Source organism: Sporosarcina sp. D27 (genome assembly GCF_000586555.1).
Taxonomy (GTDB): Bacteria; Bacillota; Bacilli; order Bacillales_A; family Planococcaceae; genus Sporosarcina.
The window spans coordinates 226,272-245,861 of sequence record NZ_AZUC01000014.1 but is presented as its reverse complement, the minus strand read 5'-3'; the positions used below and the strand labels follow the sequence as shown (position 1 = coordinate 245,861).

At 39.4% G+C, this 19,590-nt stretch carries 17 protein-coding genes; 5 read left to right on the top strand and 12 right to left on the bottom strand.

Features of this window, described 5'->3' with window-relative positions:
• Positions 1 to 11 precede the first annotated feature (11 nt).
• From N693_RS0103925 to N693_RS0103910, 4 genes are all read right to left on the bottom strand, one after another.
• On the bottom strand, positions 12 to 350 hold the full coding sequence (locus tag N693_RS0103925; protein ID WP_025783467.1) for a hypothetical protein: 339 nt from the start codon (positions 348 to 350) through the stop codon (positions 12 to 14).
• 11 nt (positions 351 to 361) lie between these two features.
• Positions 362 to 640, bottom strand: coding sequence for a hypothetical protein (locus N693_RS0103920; RefSeq protein ID WP_025783466.1), 279 nt, complete (start codon positions 638 to 640; stop codon positions 362 to 364).
• A 271-nt stretch (positions 641 to 911) separates the two neighbouring features.
• A complete protein-coding gene (locus N693_RS0103915; RefSeq protein WP_025783465.1) occupies positions 912 to 1,223 on the bottom strand; it encodes a hypothetical protein in 312 nt (103 codons plus the stop codon).
• A 92-nt stretch (positions 1,224 to 1,315) separates the two neighbouring features.
• Positions 1,316 to 2,494: a MalY/PatB family protein gene (locus tag N693_RS0103910; protein WP_025783464.1), complete on the bottom strand. Its 1,179-nt coding sequence runs from the start codon at positions 2,492 to 2,494 to the stop codon at positions 1,316 to 1,318.
• Positions 2,495 to 2,709: 215 nt separating this feature from the next.
• On the opposite strand from N693_RS0103910, the gene N693_RS0103905 reads away from it, so the two are divergent.
• Complete coding sequence (locus N693_RS0103905; RefSeq protein ID WP_025783463.1) at positions 2,710 to 4,731, top strand: penicillin-binding transpeptidase domain-containing protein; 2,022 nt, start codon at positions 2,710 to 2,712, stop codon at positions 4,729 to 4,731.
• A gap of 253 nt (positions 4,732 to 4,984) precedes the next feature.
• Here the strand turns inward: N693_RS0103905 and N693_RS0103900 are convergent, their stop codons facing one another.
• The gene (locus N693_RS0103900) at positions 4,985 to 5,515 is read right to left on the bottom strand and encodes a DUF6241 domain-containing protein (protein WP_025783462.1); all 531 of its coding nucleotides are present in this window, start codon (positions 5,513 to 5,515) and stop codon (positions 4,985 to 4,987) included.
• Positions 5,516 to 5,609: 94 nt separating this feature from the next.
• Positions 5,610 to 5,807, bottom strand: coding sequence for a PspC domain-containing protein (locus N693_RS19885; protein ID WP_081760053.1), 198 nt, complete (start codon positions 5,805 to 5,807; stop codon positions 5,610 to 5,612).
• A 443-nt stretch (positions 5,808 to 6,250) separates the two neighbouring features.
• Here N693_RS19885 and N693_RS0103890 point away from each other — a divergent pair, with 443 nt between their 5' ends.
• Together N693_RS0103890 and N693_RS0103885 are read left to right on the top strand one after the other, a co-directional pair.
• On the top strand, positions 6,251 to 6,475 hold the full coding sequence (locus tag N693_RS0103890) for a hypothetical protein (protein ID WP_025783460.1): 225 nt from the start codon (positions 6,251 to 6,253) through the stop codon (positions 6,473 to 6,475).
• 89 nt (positions 6,476 to 6,564) lie between these two features.
• A complete protein-coding gene (locus N693_RS0103885) occupies positions 6,565 to 7,764 on the top strand; it encodes an iron-containing alcohol dehydrogenase (protein ID WP_025783459.1) in 1,200 nt (399 codons plus the stop codon).
• 176 nt (positions 7,765 to 7,940) lie between these two features.
• On the opposite strand, the gene N693_RS0103880 is transcribed toward N693_RS0103885, so the two are convergent.
• Both N693_RS0103880 and N693_RS0103875 read right to left on the bottom strand, forming a co-directional pair.
• Complete coding sequence (locus N693_RS0103880; protein ID WP_025783458.1) at positions 7,941 to 9,749, bottom strand: M3 family oligoendopeptidase; 1,809 nt, start codon at positions 9,747 to 9,749, stop codon at positions 7,941 to 7,943.
• 164 nt (positions 9,750 to 9,913) lie between these two features.
• Positions 9,914 to 13,063, bottom strand: a complete 3,150-nt coding sequence (locus tag N693_RS0103875; RefSeq protein WP_025783457.1) for an efflux RND transporter permease subunit — start codon at positions 13,061 to 13,063, stop codon at positions 9,914 to 9,916.
• Positions 13,064 to 13,336: 273 nt separating this feature from the next.
• On the opposite strand from N693_RS0103875, the gene N693_RS0103870 reads away from it, so the two are divergent.
• Complete coding sequence (locus tag N693_RS0103870) at positions 13,337 to 14,221, top strand: TetR/AcrR family transcriptional regulator (protein ID WP_025783456.1); 885 nt, start codon at positions 13,337 to 13,339, stop codon at positions 14,219 to 14,221.
• A 235-nt stretch (positions 14,222 to 14,456) separates the two neighbouring features.
• On the opposite strand, the gene N693_RS0103865 is transcribed toward N693_RS0103870, so the two are convergent.
• From N693_RS0103865 to N693_RS0103845, 4 genes are all read right to left on the bottom strand, one after another.
• Positions 14,457 to 14,972: a DnaD domain protein gene (locus N693_RS0103865; protein ID WP_025783455.1), complete on the bottom strand. Its 516-nt coding sequence runs from the start codon at positions 14,970 to 14,972 to the stop codon at positions 14,457 to 14,459.
• 255 nt (positions 14,973 to 15,227) lie between these two features.
• Complete coding sequence (locus N693_RS0103860; protein WP_037592650.1) at positions 15,228 to 16,265, bottom strand: LLM class flavin-dependent oxidoreductase; 1,038 nt, start codon at positions 16,263 to 16,265, stop codon at positions 15,228 to 15,230.
• A 562-nt stretch (positions 16,266 to 16,827) separates the two neighbouring features.
• On the bottom strand, positions 16,828 to 17,655 hold the full coding sequence (locus N693_RS0103850; RefSeq protein WP_025783453.1) for an aldo/keto reductase: 828 nt from the start codon (positions 17,653 to 17,655) through the stop codon (positions 16,828 to 16,830).
• A gap of 27 nt (positions 17,656 to 17,682) precedes the next feature.
• Complete coding sequence (locus tag N693_RS0103845; RefSeq protein WP_025783452.1) at positions 17,683 to 18,918, bottom strand: MFS transporter; 1,236 nt, start codon at positions 18,916 to 18,918, stop codon at positions 17,683 to 17,685.
• 172 nt (positions 18,919 to 19,090) lie between these two features.
• Here N693_RS0103845 and N693_RS0103840 point away from each other — a divergent pair, with 172 nt between their 5' ends.
• The gene (locus N693_RS0103840; protein ID WP_025783451.1) at positions 19,091 to 19,453 is read left to right on the top strand and encodes a helix-turn-helix domain-containing protein; all 363 of its coding nucleotides are present in this window, start codon (positions 19,091 to 19,093) and stop codon (positions 19,451 to 19,453) included.
• The last annotated feature ends 137 nt before the right edge of the window (positions 19,454 to 19,590 follow it).

Here is a 19,590-nt window from a genome sequence, read left to right as displayed (position 1 = left end):
TAAGTTTTTTATTAATTGAGCGGACCATAGATTTCCATAAATTCTCCAGTATATGCATTTAAAACAATAGTGGCTTGCATTCTCTCGTATTCCATCGTAACTTCCCATTTCTGCTTGTTCATAAGTTCATTCCAAAAACCTTGACGCTTCACTAACTCAACACGAATCACTTTCCAAGGAATTACTTGTTCTTCTACTTTCGGAAACGATGCTTGCCATTCCTCGGGTGGAGTGACTACATGTTTTTTCGCTTGGTCGATTGCCTGGTTTGTTTCTAGAATAGGAGATTGGTACGTATATGCGATTCCAAATAAAGCGATGACACATATTGCTAACAAGATTCTTTTCATATAAGAGCTCCCTAAGCTGATAATCTCAGAGGAAACCAAAACCCCATAACATTGACTGCTTTGATGGATTTATCGTACAGCTCGATTTCGCCTTTGGAAAAAACAAAGTACCAGTTAAATGAATAGCCTTGTAGGGAGTACTCGTTGGTTTGTAATTCCATAGTATCTTCACTAACTATTTTGACCACTTCCACACATTCAGTTACCAAACATTCGATTCCATAAGTAGCTTTTAGATAGTCATCAAATTCTTCAGATGATAAAGGAACACGATAGACATTGACTACCATTCCTGCTACTGAAATTGTTCAGAGTAGGTAACTTCGCATTTAAAACAAGTCCAGCTGTACAAATTATCGTTACCCACAGTGCTGACTGTTCATGAAAAATTTTGAAGAAGAAAAAGGAACTGATAAGAATAAATAATAAATATCTAGTTAAAAAATCCGTTTTCATTTTTTTAACTATCACAAAATAGACTATCACTAACACAACAGAGAAAAATGTAATTTGAAGAATGACCAACTATCCCACACCCTATAACAGGTTGACGATTCTGATTCACTCAAATACAATCGGGAAAAATGAAATACTCCCTAAAACAATTACCCATCCAAACGCTGTTAAAAGAACTAATCTTTTTTTCAACAAAGCTTCAGCAACCTGATCCAGGTTCTTTGTATATTTTCGTATTCCAAGTCCTATCCCCCAAGCACCAACACCAATAAAACAAATGCTTAAAACGAACAACGTGTTCGGAAGCGAGCCTCTCAAACTACTTGAAATCAAACCGCTGAGCCCAATATACAAAAGTGAAATCTGGGCAATTGTATAGGTGCAAAGAAACCATCCCATCGTTACATTCCTGGTCATCTATTCACTCCTAACAGAAAAGAACCTCTTTAGACAATTCTATCCAAAGAGATTCTGTATAGCAATTCAATTTTTTAACTATTCCTATCAATTCATACGGACAAAGAATTCACTGCATCTTTAATCTGTTTCACTGCTTTTTCTATGATAGAACGCGAGCATGCTAGGTTCATACGGACAAAACCCTCGCCTCCAGGACCGAATGCTTTTCCTTGATTCAACGCTACGTGAGCTTTCGATAGGAAGAATGTTTCCAATTCTTCAGGAGTCATTCCGAGCTCTGTACAGTCAATCCATGCTAGGTACGTTGCTTCTAATGGGAGAACTTTCAATGCAGGAATGTTTTCTGAAAAATAATCTGTTACAAATTTCAAGTTCCCTTCAACGTATTCCAACACGTCTTCAAGCCAAGGACCGCCATGTGTATATGCAGCTTCTGTTGCGACCGGTCCAAACGAATTTGGCATGCCGATAGAATTTCGCTCGGTTTCTGTTGTGAATTTCTCACGCAGTCCTTCGTTTGGAATAATGATATTGGATGTTTGTAATCCTGCTAGGTTAAAGGTTTTACTTGGTGCCGTGCACGTAATACTATTTTGTGCGAATTGCTCTGAAAGCGAGGCAAACGGAATATGACTTCCTTTTTTGAACACTAGATCCGAATGGATTTCATCCGAAATGACTAAAATTCCATGTTCTATACAGATATCCCCTAGGCGTTGTAGGTCTTCTTTTTTCCAAACGAATCCACCTGGGTTATGCGGATTACATAGCATTAATAACTTCACGGACTCATCGATTTTCGAAATGAGATCCTCAAAATCCATTTCATAAGATCCATTGTTATTGACGAGTGGGTTATATACGACTTCGCGATCATTCGTTTCTGTCACTTTCATGAAAGGATAGTAGACAGGTGGTTGCACAATAACTTTATCACCCGGTTTGGTAAAGGCTTGCACCGCTAAGCTTAATGCTGTCACGACACCTGGACTGTGGCAAATCCATTCTTTTTCAATTGTCCAGCTATGGCGAGTTTTCATCCAATCAATGATTGACTGGTAATAGCTCTCTTCCCTGATTGTATAGCCAAAAATTCCATGAGCTGCCTTATCTGCGACAGCTTTTGACACTTCGTCTGGTACTTTGAAATCCATGTCAGCTACCCAAAGGGGCAATAAGTCTTTTTCACCGAACAATGCTTCTGCCCCATCCCATTTAACGCTCGATGATTTCATGCGGTCCACAACCGTATCAAAATTGTACTTCATGTGTCATTCTCCCCTCTATTCATTTCGATTCCGATTCTAATTACCTCATCATCGTATCTTTAACTGGACGAAGTGTACAAAAATCAGCTTATGTACCTTTCCTATAGATATAACATTCCAATTTGTTATTTAATTTTTGGGTGAGTTCTAGTACGATGGATATAATGAGTAAATAGACAAACCGACTAATACAGATAGATTGAGGAGGTCTTTTTTTGAAAAAACTATTGTGTGCCATTTCAATACTATTCGTTTCTATTCTCCTGACAGGTTGCAAAGAGAAAGAAACGCCTGGAGATCGAATGCAAGCTTACGTCAGTAATTGGAATGAAAGTAAATTCTCCGAGATGTACAATGATTTTTTAAATACGGATACGAAAGAAATGTTCGATGCTGATGAATTTGTGGATCGACAAGAGAAATTAGCAGAGGATTTGGAGATCAAAAACCTGAAAATCACATACAAAAAACCTAAGGAAGAAACGAAATGGGACGAGGAAAAGCCAGCTGTCTTCCCAATTCAAATATCAATGGATACCATAGCCGGTCCGATTGAATTTGAAAAGGAACTAACGTGGCGCTACGAAACTCATGAAGATACAGATAACTGGTATGCTGGGTGGGATCCGTCTTTCATTCTTCCGAAATTAACGGAAAAAGATAAGATTCAAATCTCTACCATGCCAGCAAAACGCGGAAAAATATTTGACCGGAATGGAAATCCTCTTGCCGTCAACGGGACTGGTTATGAAGCAGGAATCGTTCCAGGTAAGTTTACTGACGAAACAAAAAAAAGCGAGTTGTCTAAACTTCTGAATACAACTGTCGAGTTTATCGATAAGCAGGTCAACCAAAGTTGGGTACAACCTGACTATTTTGTACCGATTGCTCCTGTTTCCAAAAACAATCAAGCATTGTTGGATAAACTCATTACTATCCCTGGGGTCACCTATCAAGAGACAGAAATGCGAGAATATCCGTATGGTGAATCTGCGGCGCATTTAACAGGTTATATCGGGAAAATCACCGCTGAATTATTGGAAAAGCACAAAGATGAAGGCTATAAAGAAACAGATTTAATCGGTAGACAAGGTCTTGAACGTATTTTGGAAGATCGGTTGAGAGGAAAAGACGGCGTCGGGATTTACATTAAAAGTCCAGATTCAGGCGCAACATTGCAAAAAGTAGTAGAAACTGAAGCTGTAAATGGAGAGAATATTTCATTGACGATTGACGCAGAGTTACAGAAAAAGATTTTTACGTCTATGAAAGGTGAACCAGGAGCAAGTGCAGCGGTGGATCCACAGACAGGCGAAACACTAGCACTTGTCAGCTCCCCTAGTTTCGAACCTACAGAATTCATGTTGGGGGTTAGCGGAGAGCGCTATAAAAAACTATCTGAAGACCCTCTGAAACCTCTGTTTAACCGGTTTGCAGCGGCTTACGCACCTGGTTCGTCCTTAAAACCCATTACAGCCGCAATTGGAATGGAAAAAGGAACATTGACACCAGAAAAGGGACTATCAATTACGGGGAAAACGTGGCAAAAAGATTCATCTTGGGGAGCTTATCGGGTTTCACGACTACATCCGGAAGCACCGAATCCGCTGAACTTAAAAAATGCGCTCATCTATTCAGATAACATTTACTTTGCGCAACAAGCGCTAGCAATTGGCAAGGAAGATTTCATATCAGGTTTAACAAAATTCGGATTTGGTGAAGAGATTCCATTCATGCTCAACATCTCCCCTTCTCAGATTTCGAATGATGGAACAATCGCTTCAGAAGGTCAACTCGCTGATACATCTTTTGGCCAAGGTCAAATGTTAGCGAATATTTTACATCTTGCAACGATATATGAACCAATTTTGACGAATGGCATTATGTATAAGCCAACGTTATTGTTAGATGATAAGACCCAGAAGGTGTGGAAAGAGGGAATTCTAAGCAAGGAAACCGCAGATGTGTTGAAACGTGATCTTCGAAGTGTTGTAGTGGATGGCTTTGCACAAGCAGTCAATATTCCGGATATCCCGATTTCAGGGAAAACAGGGACTGCAGAGTTGAAAACTTCTGCAGATGGCCGAGGACAAGAAAATGGCTTCTTTGTTAGTTACAATACGAACAATCCAGCATTTATCTTAGCGATGATGATTGAAAATGTAGAAGATAATGGTGGTAGTGGATATGTTGCTGAGTTTGCTTCAGAAGTGTATAAGGCGAACAACAAAAAATAAGTGAAATTAAAGCAGGTCTGCACTGAGAGGTCATTATCATGACGTATCGGAGCAGCCCTGCTTATATTTTTTATCCAATAAGTAGCCCTTGATCGATTTTTCGGCCTCCAAATGATACAGACAAAAGTCAAAACAAAATAATGATTGTCATAACAGTTGAGTCCAATACAGGTTCTCCTCCCCTTAATCCATATTCTTATATATGGAATATAGAATTCACTCCCCTCCCCTTGAGTATGAATTCTAATCAGGTCTACTTATCTTCTTCAGATTTAGTTAATTGTTCAGCAATGAAATCTTCTTCTTGCTGTTCTGTTAGAATCCCTGTCGCCCGACCGACAGTTCCTCCTTGGAGTTGCCAAATCGCATTGTGATCCTGATCGACTTTGGAAAAATCACCACTTGCCCATCGCTGTAATATTTCTAGATACAGCGGTCCGTTTTTTTCAAAACGCTCGTCCTTAGCCTTTACGATTTCCAACAATCGGTTGACACGATCAGATGTCATGACTATAGAGATCCATTTATCCTCAGCTTTCACCTTTTGATGAGACATCGCATGTATCGCAACTTGAACATCATATTCACTCATATTCATCGGAAATTCCTTTTCAACGGGTTGCCTGTTCTTTTCATCAATTTGAAGAATTGGAGACTTCGAAATCTTATTCGAATGAGAATTCGTTTGTTTATTCGGCGAAATCTTATCGCTATTAAGAACTAAGCTCAGGCTCACACTAATCACAATGACTCCAATCATGATGAATCCAATTTTCCTCTTCAACCAATCACCTCTTTTTCTCTCATGATAAAGGTCATTGTATTCCATTACATTGATAGATAGGGAATGAGCTCCTCATATAATTTCAGTCTTAAATCTAATACTTAGAGTATAACCGTCTTGGACCGTCAGGCAGCATGTTAGCCAGTAAAATATATACAATTAACGATGCCGGCGTCATAATAAAAATTAGTCTTACAAGAAATGAAGAAATGCCAAAGAATTCTGCGATGCCGCCACAAACGCCATGCAGTGAAGAATCAGTTGATGACTTCGTTAGTCGTCTTGTATTCACTTCCGCACCTCCAACTTATTTTATCTTGAGTATATTCCTTCCATCTATTTTACATAAAATTCTCAATATAATCGAGCAGAATTATCCTGCAAACCAAAACCCATCCAACCGTTTGAATAAATCTTATAAGAAAAGTGGCCATCGCATGAAAAAAGTTCAAAAACAGATAGTTTTCGGTTGTATATGCTTCACAGGAATCGTTATTGCCAATAGTGTCCTAGCAATTTTTTCTCCATACACATTTGTAAGATTGCTAAATATATTCGTTATCATTTTGATATCAGGAGCTCTAGGAGCATTCATACGTGAATTCTACATACAAAAGAACGAGTAGTTTGAATGCAATTCGATTATTCTAATTGTTATTACTGTTAAATTATGGTATACTACACTTGATCGCTCGATGGAATTGACTAAATTACCTTTCAATGGGAGGTCAATATATGAAAAATGGCAAAGAGCATGGGTTGTTCTATTGGAGTCTTTCGTATCACAAAAAGTTTGTTCGAACAGTTTGGATGATACCAATTGCCCTAATCCTTATTATTATCCTTCTCAATTCACCAGGGTTTTCATTACTCTTTAAAACGGTTGCAATTTGGGTGTTAACTGCCACATTAGTTCTCCAGCTCGTATACAACTACTTTAGATGGAAACAGGAAATGTGATTTTACCAAAGTTGGTACTACAACAGCTTTGGTTGTTTTTGTGTAGGAACTTGCTTCATAAAAAACAGTCGAAAGAAAGGAGTTCTCCCGTGTACTCTCTTTACTGCAGAACCTATCAATTCGCCTACAAAACTGTGGCGCAATTTCTACCTTGGCGGCACCCTCTTTTGTTAGAAGGCGAAAACAGCTTGGTAGAATTACCAACCTTATTACAACGTCAATCGATTGGAAATGTGCTCATAGTTACAGACGAAGGCATTTCACAACTTGGACTATTGGACCCTTTATTAGAAGGATTCACTATGCTTGGTATTCAATACGTTATATATGATAAAACCGTTCCGAATCCCACGATTGACAACATTGAAGAAGCTTTAACACTATATAAGTCTTCCGCGTGTGAAGGGATTATTGCTTTTGGAGGCGGTTCTCCAATGGATTGTGCAAAAGGGGTTGCTGCCCGAGTAGCTCAACCAGGAAAAACACTCACACAAATGAAAGGTCAATTGAACGTACGAAAAAGAATTCCCCCACTGGTTGCAATACCAACGACTGCAGGAACTGGAAGTGAAACGACAATTGTCTCAGTTGTCTCTAACAGCAAAACCCATGAAAAGTATGCCATTAATGATCCTGTTCTAACCCCGCACTTTGCAATAATGGATCCATTGTTAACTGTGAATCTCCCGAAACATATCACGTCCACAACTGGTATGGACGCACTCACTCATGCAGTTGAAGCATATATCGGGAGGAGCAATACGCCACGAACGAAGCAATGGAGTCAAGAAGCGACAAAGTTAATTTTCGATAATCTTTATGAAGTTTATCTGGATGGAAATAATATCAAAGCCCGCGCCAATATGCAGCGTGCTTCCTTTCTAGCAGGAAGAGCTTTTACTCGTGCATATGTTGGCTATATCCATGCCATTGCGCACACTCTCGGAGGATTCTATAATATTCCCCACGGGCTCGCAAATGCAGTCATTATGCCGCATGTACTTGAGTATTACGGCAAAGCTGTACACAAACCGCTTGCAGAGCTGGCAGATATAGCTGGAATCACCGATTCAAGTGATTCTGAAGAAGTAAAATGTAAGAAATTTATTGAAGCCCTTAGGCAATTGAATAAAAAGATGGATATTCCTGAAACAATAAGCGGGATTGAAATAACAGACATTCCATTAATGGTGGATCGTGCATATAAAGAAGCGAATCCGCTCTACCCAGTCCCTCGGATTTTGAACAAGAAAGATTTAGAAACGCTATATATTTTGATAAAAGAATAACACTTTTAATAAGATGAAAGTCGTACTAGAGTATATCTTTTAAGACGGCATTAGGAAGATTTTAATATAATTGACCTTAATTCTAAAAGATTAAAATGCCTAACCCTACATATTCAGTCATTATAAAAAGGTACTTATCTCACTTCACAAAAATGAGATAAGTACCTTTTTAATTTTTACTTCTGTAATTTATTTGTCAATTCAACAAATTCTTCTACATCTCTTCCAACGAGCTCAATCCCCGCTGCCCAGAAATCTTCCTTAGTTACATCTACACCTAGATGTTTCTTTGCTAAATCTTCAACTTTCATTGATCCGGTATCTCTAAGTAAGGCAATATACTTCTCTTCAAATCCTTCCGGGTGTTTCAAGTATTCCGCGTAAATACCAAGGCTGAATAAATAACCAAATGTATACGGGAAATTATAAAACGGTACACTATCAATAAAGAAGTGTAACTTGGCTGCCCAGAAGTGCGGATGGTAAGAAGATAGACTATTCCCGAAAGCTTCTTTTTGTGCTGCCACCATTAATTCGTTCAAGCGTTTTTCTGAAACAATTCCTTTTGCACGCTCCGTGTAAAAACTATCTTCAAATAAGAAGCGAGCACGAATATTTAAGAACATCGCTGTTGCGCCTTCTAATTTATTTGCCAAAAGGGATACTTTTTCTTCATCAGTCGCAGCATTTTTTACAGTTGCATCCGCAATAATGGTTTCAGCAAATGTACTAGCAGTTTCCGCTACGTTCATGGCATATCCTTGATTCAGTTCTGGCAAATCTTTCATGACGTGACTGTGAAAAGCATGTCCTAATTCATGTGCTAATGTACTCGTATCACTCGGTGAACCTGTAAATGTCATAAAAATACGGGACTCTTCAAATTCAGGCAAGCTCGTGCAATACCCACCAGGACGTTTATTCGGACGATCTTCCGCTTCAACCCAGCGGTTTTCAAGCGCATGTTTTGTAAAGTCAGTCAGTTTTGGTCCAAATGAAGTGAAATGCTCAATTATAAAATCACATGCCTCATCATAGGTGAAACGCGTTGGTTTGGTTTCACCTAATGCAACGGGTGCATCCACGTCTTGCCAGCCCAGCTTATCCATTCCTAACAAATTAGCCTTTTGTGCTAAGTAATCAAGAAATGTTTGTTTCTGCGCGTCAACTGCTGACCACATTGCTGTTAACGTTTCTTCAGTCATACGGTTATATTCAAGCGGTACTTCTAAATGGCCATCTCGTCCATGAGTATCTTGCAATGTTAAGCGATAGCCTGCTAAATGGTTGAGGATGTCTGCAAAAATAAGTCCATTTTTAGACCAGACTTTTTCCCAGTCTTCAAAAAGCTCAGCTCGCACATCTGAATCAGGATCAGCATACATTTTGTTCATCGCTTGCCCAATAGATAAGTCAGTTATTTTGCCGTCTTTATCCGTAAAAGGAACAGTCATAATGGAGCCTACTGTATTGTACAAATCGCTCCAAGCTGCGATCCCGTCTTTATTTAGTTTAGCAATCAGTTTCTCTTCATCTTCAGACAATAGACGTTTGCCTTGTTCACGTATCTCATCTAGTGAGAAACTAATTTCTTTTAAGGCTCCATCCTTCAAGAGTTTACTCCATTGATCATCTGAGATTGCTACTAGTTTTTTAGTGAAGATTGTTGATAGTTGCTGAATTTCGCTTCCAAGTTCCATTACTTGACCCTTAACAACACTTGCATGTTCATCGTCCATAAAAGCATCGTGCCACATATTAATGAATGTCCCAACCTGGCCTAATCCATTGCCGATTACCTCTTGTTGTTTCAATATTTCTAGCAAAGTAGAAGCATCGTAACCTGAATCACTATTCCATGTTTTCAACTGATCCGCATAAAGGACAATATCCTCTTTAACAGATGCAAGTTTTGTTTGCACTTCTTCCGATTTGGTTCCGCCTTTAAATATACTCTCTAAATCCCAAGTAGCATTATATTTCAATTTAATTCACTCCCCTTATATATCTATTGTAAACGTTATCAATGAATTTAGAAAGATTTGTTAACCGAGTCAATTCCAACTAAAAAACAGGTAACTCGCCTTTATGGGCAAGCTACCTGTTTGAAGAAAGAGGTTGATGAAACCAAAGTATTTAGCTCAAAAAGTTATCTTTTCAATTTTTTATTACGTGGTTTCATGAACGTCTCATAAACAATCGGAACGATCACAAGTGTTAGTAACGTAGAACTGATCAGACCCCCGATAACTGTTACACCAAGACCTTTCGAAATCAGTCCGCCACCGCCGCCTTCTACACCGAGCGCCAAAGGTATGAGCGCACCGATAGTAGCAAGAGCTGTCATTAAGATTGGACGTAGACGAGTGGAGCCCGCTTCTAAAAGGGCTTCTCGTGTGGAAAGTCCTTCCTTCTCTTGATGAATCACGCGGTCAATCAACACAATTGCGTTCGTGACAACAATACCAATCAACATCAACGCACCAATCATCGCAGATACATTTATCGGCTCACCAGCAATCCAAAGCGCCACTAAACTACCGATGATTGTAAATGGCAGTGAGAATAAAATAGCGAGTGGTGCTAATGCTCCTCCAAATGTTACTACAAGTACAAAGTAGACGATTGCTACTGCAGCTAGCATAGCAAGCCCTAGTTGTGAGAATGACTCATTGATCTGTTCTGTAACACCACCGAAGTCCACTTTCACTCCGCTTGGTAAATCTAGGTCACCGATTTTCTTTTCTACTGAACTTGAAATCGCAGCAACATCTTTACTTTTCACATCAGCTGTAAGTGATGCATACATTTTGTCATCTCTTCGCTGGATTGTATCTGGCGTTTTGCCTTCTTCAACATCCATCACATCACCCAATTTGACTGGAATGCCTAATGGGGATTGAATGACTTTGTTCTTCAACTCATCAATACTCTTATATTCGTCTTCCTTCACTTCGATATACACATTCAAATCTTTTCCATCATGTTTTACCGTAGTGAGTACAGGTGCTTCACCAGGAGCCATGAGATTCATGCCCACTTGTGCTGCTGTTAACCCTAGACTACTCAATTTTTCTTGATTTGCGACTAGTGTGTATTGGTCATAGGCTTCTGTAAGGCTCGACTCGACTTTTTCCAAATTCTTATTTTCTTCTAGAATAGGCAAAATCTGATCCGTTGCTTTCTCGATATCTTCCTTATTATCACCATAGACATATAGTTGTAAGCCACTACCACCCATGCCGCCAAAGTCCATACTCTTCCATTCACCTTGATCTGATTTCTCATTAAGGGTATCAATGACTTTTGATGTTTCGTCACTGAAGTTTTTAAAATCTTTATCGTATTCAATGAAGAATAATGCAGAATTACTTCCGCCCATTCCCATCATCGCATCCATCGGGCTTCCGCCACCTAGTGAATACTGATATGTCGTAATACCATCATGGTTACTTAAATATTTCTCAGCATCCATTGCGATTCCTTCTGCATCTTCTCTTGTTTGACCCGCTTCCGGACTATAAGTAGCCACGATCATTTTTTCTTCTTCATCTGGCAAGAAGCTGACACCAATCAATGGAACTAAGAAGAAACTTAACACGAGTAAGACTACAGATCCCCCGAAGGTAATCAGTTTATGATTCAATGTCCATTCCAAGACACGGCTATACGCATTGGTTAGCTTTCCTGGCTTCTCTTCTTTTGCTCTATTTTCTTTTGTTCCAACCTGACTCAGCTGCTTTTTATACAATGAATGAGCTAGCATTGGAACAATGGTCACAGCCACAACTAAAGAAGCTGCGAGAGCAAATGCTACCGCTAACGCAAATGGTAAGAACATCTCACCGACGAGTCCTCCAACTAAACCGATTGGCAAGAACACGGCAATAGTTACAATCGTAGATGAAAAGATTGGGATAAACATCTGACGCGTCGCTTCACGTATTAACTCTTTCCCACGTAATTGCTCTCCAGGCAATGCCATACGTCTATAGATATTCTCCATAACGACGATCGAGTCATCGATTACACGGCCAATGGCAACTGTCAATGCACCTAGAGTTAAGAGATTTAAGGTGATATCCATTTGATGTAGGAGGAATATTGCCATCAGTAATGACAATGGAATTGAAACGATGGAAATAAGTGTCGTTTTAATACTTCTTAAGAACAATAAGATGATCAAGACCGCAAATATGATTCCAAACAACGCTTTACTAAGCATTGTACTTACCGCTTCCTCAATCGGTTCTCCTTGGTCCAAAGTAGTAACGACTTTTAAATCCAAGTCTTTTTCAATAGTAGAAATTTTATCTTTTACATTATTGACAACTTCAACAGTATTGCCGTCAGCTGCTTTTACAATTTGAATCCCGATGGAGTCTTCACCATTTGTTCTTGAAATCGATTCAGCCTCACTTACAACTTGGATTTCAGCTAAATCGCCTAACTTAACGAAAGGAATTCCGATTGGGGCTTGTGTTTGTTCCTGTGAATTCCCCTGCTGAGCTTGTGGGGTTCCTTGTTGAGCTTGATTCATCTCACCTGCTTGGGATGGCATGGCAGGAATCTCTAACTTTTTCAAATCGTCCACACTGGCAACATTTCCATCAATGACAAGGTTTTTCACCTTGCCGTCAAAATTTGTTAGGCCCAACGGGAATGTAATATCAGATCCTTGAATGATCTGCTGGATCGTTTCCTGCGTCAGTCCGTATTTCTTTAACTGCTCTTCATCAAAGTCTATTGTTACTTTTTTTAGTTGTTGTCCAGTAATCTGAACATCTGCCACTCCCTCAATACCTTCTAAAACTGGCAGCACATCTTTTTCCACGATAGTGGTCATCTCATCCGCAGTTCGTTTGTTATCACTAACACTTAATGTCATAACTGGTAGCGCATCAAAACTCAATCGTGAGACTTCGGGGTCCTTCACGCCTTCTGGTAACGAAAGTTTCGACAAAGCTTCTTTTATCTCCTCAGTCGCTTTATCCATATCTGTTTTGAACCCAAATTGAACTTGAATAGATGATGCGTTAGCTAGAGAAGAGGAGCTAACCAGTTCGACACCTTCCAAGTTTTGAATCCGTTGTTCGATTGGAACTGTAACTTTTTCAGCTACCTCATCCGGAGCTGCTCCAGGATAGGTAGTCAAAACCGTCACGTTCGGTAAAGTTATTGTAGGCATTGTTTCCTGTTTCATATTGAAACCTGAATACAATCCAGCAACAACAACCATAATTGTCAGTATCCACACTGCGAATTTGTTGTTGAGTGCGAAATTAGTGATTTTCTTCAAATGATACACTCCTCGTATTTGATAGTTCTCTCAATCATTGACCACGTAGTCAAGATGTTCTAAACTATAAATGACCAGTCAGTCAAATGCAAGAATAATTGTATCCTATCTCAACATCAAGTAACGATGAATTTTTCGAGTTTATCTATCATGACTCTTCAGTCATACAAAACGACCAATATAAATCTTGACCACCCTTTTGTTGACAAAATGTGACCGCTTGGTAAACTGAATGAAAATACATAAAATATGATCGTTGAAAAGGTGAGACTAATGAAGGCACGAAAACAAAAAGATATCATTGAGTCAGCCATCAGGTTATTTGCAGAAAATGGCTTCACGAACACATCCATTCAAGAAATAGTAAATGACTGTGGAATTTCTAAAGGAGCATTTTACAATTACTTTCCTTCCAAAGAAGCTTTACACATCGCCATTTTTGAATATTATTTCGAACAGATGAGAACACGAACACACGAAATAGATGCTGAACAGTTACCTCCCCATGAAAAACTCGCAAAACTCTTAAGCGTCCCATTTGAACAACTGACCCAACAAAAAGACTTTTTCACGGTATATATGCGAGAACAAAGTTTTACGATTAACAAAGAACTTCGTGAAGTTATGGGGAAAACTCAATTGGAAATGTTAACTTGGTACGAAAAGAACTTGAAAGAAGTATACGGAGATAAAATAAATAACTATACAGGCGATATCATTATGCTGATTGAAGGAATTAGGAGCAGTTACTTAGCTGCGATACTTATTCAAGATTCACAGATTGATGCGACGCTTGTCCCCACTTTCATCATGAACCGTATTGAAGATATGGTGGCCTCTTTTGAAAAGGGAGAAGAACCGATCATGAAAACAAACTTGCTGAATCTTTTTTCAAACAATTCATGCGGATCATTAAATCAAATTGAAAAAGTATCTGCTTTACTGGCGGATATGCAAGAACAGATTGAAATTATGAATTTTAGTGATGAGCAAAGGAATGGCCTCGCTGGAGTGATTGCGTTTCTAATCGGTGAACTTCAGAAACCTACAATCGAGAAATATGTATTCCAAGGAATGTTGGCCAATTTAAAAACAGTAAAAGAGTTTGATATCTATAGAGAAAAGATTGCAAATCTATTAGGAATTGAGCTTTTATGAGCTAGCACCACTGTGGAACTGGCATTCCCTATTAAGCTAATATGAAAGCAATGTACGTTCTGTAAATATTAAAACAAATAAGCCTTTGACTCCACTTGGGAATCAAAGGCTTTTAACTTTTTTATGTTGACTTGTCTTTAGCGAATAATCACAAATTCGAATGTATGGCGAAACAAGAGCAGATATTTTGTATTTACTAATCACCAAATCCACTCATTATGTGATTGAACTATTATCAATGTTTCTTTACTAAGCTAGCTTCTGGAGAATTCTGTTCAATCTCGATATATTCCTTATAAGCTTGGTTCACCAGAGATTGGAAGCCATCGTCAAGATTGGTATGGCCATTATGTTGTAAGATCTCTGTGAATTTTTTGTAGGTTTCATCAGAAGTGAAAAGCCTTAAATCCTTCCCACCTTGCTCTCTCAAATTCTTCTCCGTCCACTTTTTCTTCAGAGCATGCTGTGTCTTGAAGAACTCGAAAGCCTGCTGTGCAGTTTTTATATTGTTCATTTCCAGGTGACTTGCCATACTGAGGACACTCGTTTGTTGAATTTTTCCATTTTCACTCAATATGACATATTGTAACAATACATTGATGACCGGCTTTGTGAGTCCGTGCAACGTTTCTAAACGATTGATCAACTTCACATCTGCTGGAAGAGGTGAATGTCCTCCAATTTCTACTAGCATCTCAATTGGTTCAGTACTTTCAAAGTAGTCAATCAGCGTTCCTTCTTGTTCATTCACCCGGCATCTCTCCTCTTGTTTAGATTTTTAAATTTCGATCTCTCTGAGGTAATTACTGGCACGTCAATCCATTATATTCACTTGTGGTTTTCAATTATTTAGGTTAAAGGATAAAAAGATTGACTTTTCAAAATCAATTATACACGAATTATTAGTTGAAGAACAGATTCAATACAGTACGTGTCAAAAAGACCGAATCTGTCAGTAGACAAATCCGGTCTTTTCTAAAGTTCTCTCACTACCCACAAGGAGCATTTAATCCATTAAATCCGCAATAAGTTCAAAAGAACGCAGTCGATCCTTTTGATTGAAGACAGGTGAGCTTAAAATGAACTCGTTTGCTTTCGTCTGGTTTAAGAATGCTTCCAGTTGTCGTTTCACAGTTTCTGGACTGCCGACAATTGTGGCTGGAGAATCCAGCATATTCGCTGCTGAAACCTTTTCACTTGGACTCCATACTGCATCTGGATCATCCAAAGGGGGTTTGAACTGAGTCGGCATTCCCCTGTGAAGACTTAAGAACTGTTGCTGGAATGATGTTGCAAGCCACAGTGCTTTTTCATCTGTATCTGCAGCAATTATACTCACTCCAAGCATGGCATATGGTTCTTGCAGATTTTTGGAAGGTTTGAAATTCTGATGGTACAACTGCAACGCTTGCATCACATAAGCTGGGGCAAAGTGGCTTGCAAACGAAAACGGCAAACCTTGTTGCGCAGCAAGCTGTGCACTAAAGCCTGATGAACCAAGTAACCAAATTGGAATGTCTTGCCCTTCCCCAGGAAACGCACGAACGTGGGCACTGGGTTGTGGATCGAAATACGAACGTAACTCTGCCACTTGCTCTGGGAAATCCTCCCCACTGCTATGCAATGTACGTCGCAACGCATAGGCAGTCGCTTGGTCACTACCAGGCGCACGGCCTAAACCAAGGTCAATCCGACCTGGATAGAGCGCATCGAGCGTACCGAACTGTTCTGCAATCACAAGTGGTGCGTGGTTTGGCAACATGACACCACCTGAACCAATACGCATCCGCTCCGTCGCACCCGCAATATGACCAATCAGCACAGACGTCGCTGAACTGCCGACACCTGGCATATTATGATGCTCCGCCAACCAATAACGATTGAATCCTAGTTTTTCGACATGTTGAGCCAATTCGACACTATTTTTGAAAGTTTCACTCGGGCTCCCACCTTCGTTAATGGGGGCAAGATCTAATACGGACAATGGAATTCCGTTAAATGTATTAGCTGTTGAAGTCAATCTCGACCACTCCTCATCGATCATTTTCCAAATAAGCTTACTAATAGTAATCTATACTACACGTTACTATAGACGGGGTGTGGAATCAACTTTGTTGTTTGGCAACACCCCTAGCGAATCTCTACAAAATAGGATTACCACTGCAGTTGAATATAGTTTTTTCTGAGCTTACTGTTATTAAAAAAAAACACAATAGTGACAACAGTATCTTACAAGTCTGAAACTGTTGCGGATTGGTCCTCCAGCGCACTTACAATCGTTACAACAAGTGTGACCAACATCAACTCCATTTCTTCTCACCCCTTCCAACCACTTCTCTATGTTGCAAAAACGTCCATAAGAAGTACTCCCTTTTGAGTAGATTGAAGTCGAATGCTCTCTTTGTATTTATTTTATCTAATTTCAAAAGTTCTTTCGATTCTATTTTTCGTTTGACACTATGTAAGTAGTAGCTGTAATGCAGATTTGAATCTCAACTAAAAGTAACCTTGCATTACTTTAACCAAGTAATGCAAGGTTACTTTTTAGCTAACGTCTTATTACGAACAGAATAGCATCCAAGCGAATGAATCAATCTGGTTTATTTTTAAAAATCAAAGTTATCCGGATCAGGTCCAACCCGGTGATTCTGATTCAAACGGTCGATGTGGTTCATATCATCACGACTTAGTTCAAAGTCAAATACATCGGCATTTTCAGCAATACGATGGGCTTTTGTAGATTTCGGAATAGTGACGACGCCATTTTGTAAATCCCATCGTAAAATAACTTGAGCCACTGTTTTCTTATATTTTTTTGCGATATGATTTAATTCTTCATTCTTCAATAACTCCCCTTGCATGAGTGGAGACCATGCTTCCATCTGGATCCCGTGCTTTTGGCAAAATGCTTGTACTTCTTTTTGTGACAGTCTGGGATGGTATTCAACCTGATTTACCATCGGGATAATTTCCGCGTCTTTCATCAATTCCTCCAGATGATGCGGCTGAAAATTACTGACTCCAATTGCTTTAACACGTCCTTCTTTATAAAGTGTTTCCAACGCCCTCCATGCTTCTATATACTTCCCCTCCACTGGCCAATGAACGAGGTATAAGTCGAGGTAATCCATTTCAAGTTTCGCTAGGCTTTCTTCAAAAGCAGCAATCGTTTTATCGTAACCTAATTCGGAATTCCACACCTTAGAAGTGATAAATAGCTCCTCACGTGCCACTCCCGATGCACGTACGCCTTCACCTACACCATTTTCATTCCCGTAAATCGCAGCGGTATCAATACTGCGATAGCCGTGTTGAATGGCTGTTCGTACTGAATTCACCAGTTCCTGTCCCTCTTCTACTTTAAATACACCAAGACCTAACCAAGGCATTTCGATTCCATTTCTTAACGTTGTTGTTGACTGTAAGTTTTTCATTATAAATAATCCTCCATTTGTTTTTGATTAGTTTCGTGTGAGACCTGTTTTTTCATCACCTCCCTCAGTATAATTTTTTATCCCCATTTCGTTTCTTTCTATCATTCGGCTAATTCCTGTTAAAACGGATGCAATCATCACCATCACCGCACCAATCCACGGCGTATGAATAATTCCTATCGATGCAGTTACGACACCTCCGAGATAAGAACCGATTGCAATCCCTGCATTGAACGCTGCAATATTAATAGAAGAAGCGACGTCAACAGCGGTCGGAACAAAACGTTGTGCTAACATCACAACATACACTTGAAGTCCTGGTACATTCATAAACGCAAACAGTCCCATAAATAGAATGGTCACGAGTCCTGCAACTTTAAAAGGTGCTGTGAATGTTAACAGCAAAAGAATTATTGCTTGTGCGATGAACATATAAAATAATGAGCCGATTGGATTTTGGTTCGAAAGTTTTCCACCAATCGTGTTCCCAATTGCAATCGCAATTCCATAGACAAGTAAAATCATGACGATAGAGGCTTGATCAAATCCGGTCACTTCTTGAAGTAATGGTGACAAGTACGTGAAGACCACAAATGTACCTCCATAACCCAATGCAGTAATCACAAATACCAATAACAAGCGACTATTCGTCAATAGTTTCGCCTGATCTTTAATCGTTGTCTTTGCGCTTGAACGTAAATTAGTTGGTACTAAAATGCTGTTTGAGACAAGCCCGACCACTCCAATTATGACAATTACAACAAAAGCAAATCGCCAGCCGAATTGCTGTCCTATAAATGTACCAAAAGGCACTCCAGTTATAGTGGCAACAGTTAGACCAGAAAACATAATCGATATTGCACTCGCCCTCCGATTTTCCGGAACTAAGTCTGCTGCAATGGTCGAACCGATTGACATAAAAACACCATGTGAAAATGCAGATATAATCCGTGCGAAGAGCAAAACAGAGACACTTGTCGCACATGCCGCAATGCTATTTCCGATAATAAAGACTACCATTATCCATATTAATAATGACTTGCGTGGGATCCTCGTAGTTAGCATAGTTAAAATTGGAGCCCCTAGCATCACACCAACCGCATATAACGAAACTGTTAACCCAGCAGTTTTAACGGAAATATCCAAATCCTCCGCGATCAATGGTAACAGTCCTACACTTACAAATTCAGTAGTCCCAATTGCAAATGCACTAACAGCCAAAGCGAGTAATGCAAACCTACTCCTCTTCTGATCTATTGTCATCTTTTCATCCCTTTTCACTTTGATAGAGCGTGAAATCCACTCAACAGAAAAATAAATTGTTAGTGAAATGCACCAGCAAATGTTAGTATGAGTTAAAGGGATTCAAAAGAAAAGTACGCACTTTTAAGTGCTGTAGGAACCTTTTAGTACCTATAAGACAAGGGGAAATAGAATGAAGAAAAAGAAATATAATATATCCGTAGAAGCAACATTAGAAGTGATTGGTGGTAAGTGGAAATGCGTAATCTTATGTCATTTAACGCACGGTAAAAAACGTACAAATGAATTACGGCGCTTAATGCCTGACATCACGCAAAAAATGCTAACACAACAGTTACGAGAATTGGAAGCAGACGGCGTCATTAATCGGATTGCGTATAACCAAGTACCCCCAAAAGTTGAGTACGAATTAAGTGACTACGGGCAGAGTTTGGAAGGGATTTTAGATTCTCTCTGCGCTTGGGGGAATGTTCATATTACTAAAGTATACGGTGACAAAACCTTAGTGCTTGAAGAAAGTGTGTTAAACGATTAATTAAAATTATGGTATTTTGCAGTTCACGTGGTCAGGAAATTGACGATGGAGAACTGCTTTTATAATTCCCCGGGCAATAAAATTCATCAACGGAAACAGAGTATTCCTGATAGGTATCTTCAAAAGCGCTTCGCATA

Excerpts from the sequence above, each read along its gene's own strand:
- N693_RS0103860 (WP_037592650.1), bottom strand. The coding sequence starts at position 16,265 with ATGATCGATGAGGAGTGGTCGAGATTGACTTCAACAGCTAATACATTT.
- N693_RS0103920 (WP_025783466.1), bottom strand. The coding sequence starts at position 640 with ATGGTAGTCAATGTCTATCGTGTTCCTTTATCATCTGAAGAATTTGAT.
- N693_RS0103915 (WP_025783465.1), bottom strand. The coding sequence starts at position 1,223 with ATGACCAGGAATGTAACGATGGGATGGTTTCTTTGCACCTATACAATT.
- N693_RS0103845 (WP_025783452.1), bottom strand. The coding sequence starts at position 18,918 with ATGACAATAGATCAGAAGAGGAGTAGGTTTGCATTACTCGCTTTGGCT.
- N693_RS0103910 (WP_025783464.1), bottom strand. The coding sequence starts at position 2,494 with ATGAAGTACAATTTTGATACGGTTGTGGACCGCATGAAATCATCGAGC.
- N693_RS0103840 (WP_025783451.1), top strand. The coding sequence starts at position 19,091 with ATGAAGAAAAAGAAATATAATATATCCGTAGAAGCAACATTAGAAGTG.
- N693_RS0103850 (WP_025783453.1), bottom strand. The coding sequence starts at position 17,655 with ATGAAAAACTTACAGTCAACAACAACGTTAAGAAATGGAATCGAAATG.
- N693_RS0103870 (WP_025783456.1), top strand. The coding sequence starts at position 13,337 with ATGAAGGCACGAAAACAAAAAGATATCATTGAGTCAGCCATCAGGTTA.
- N693_RS0103890 (WP_025783460.1), top strand. The coding sequence starts at position 6,251 with ATGAAAAATGGCAAAGAGCATGGGTTGTTCTATTGGAGTCTTTCGTAT.
- N693_RS0103925 (WP_025783467.1), bottom strand. The coding sequence starts at position 350 with ATGAAAAGAATCTTGTTAGCAATATGTGTCATCGCTTTATTTGGAATC.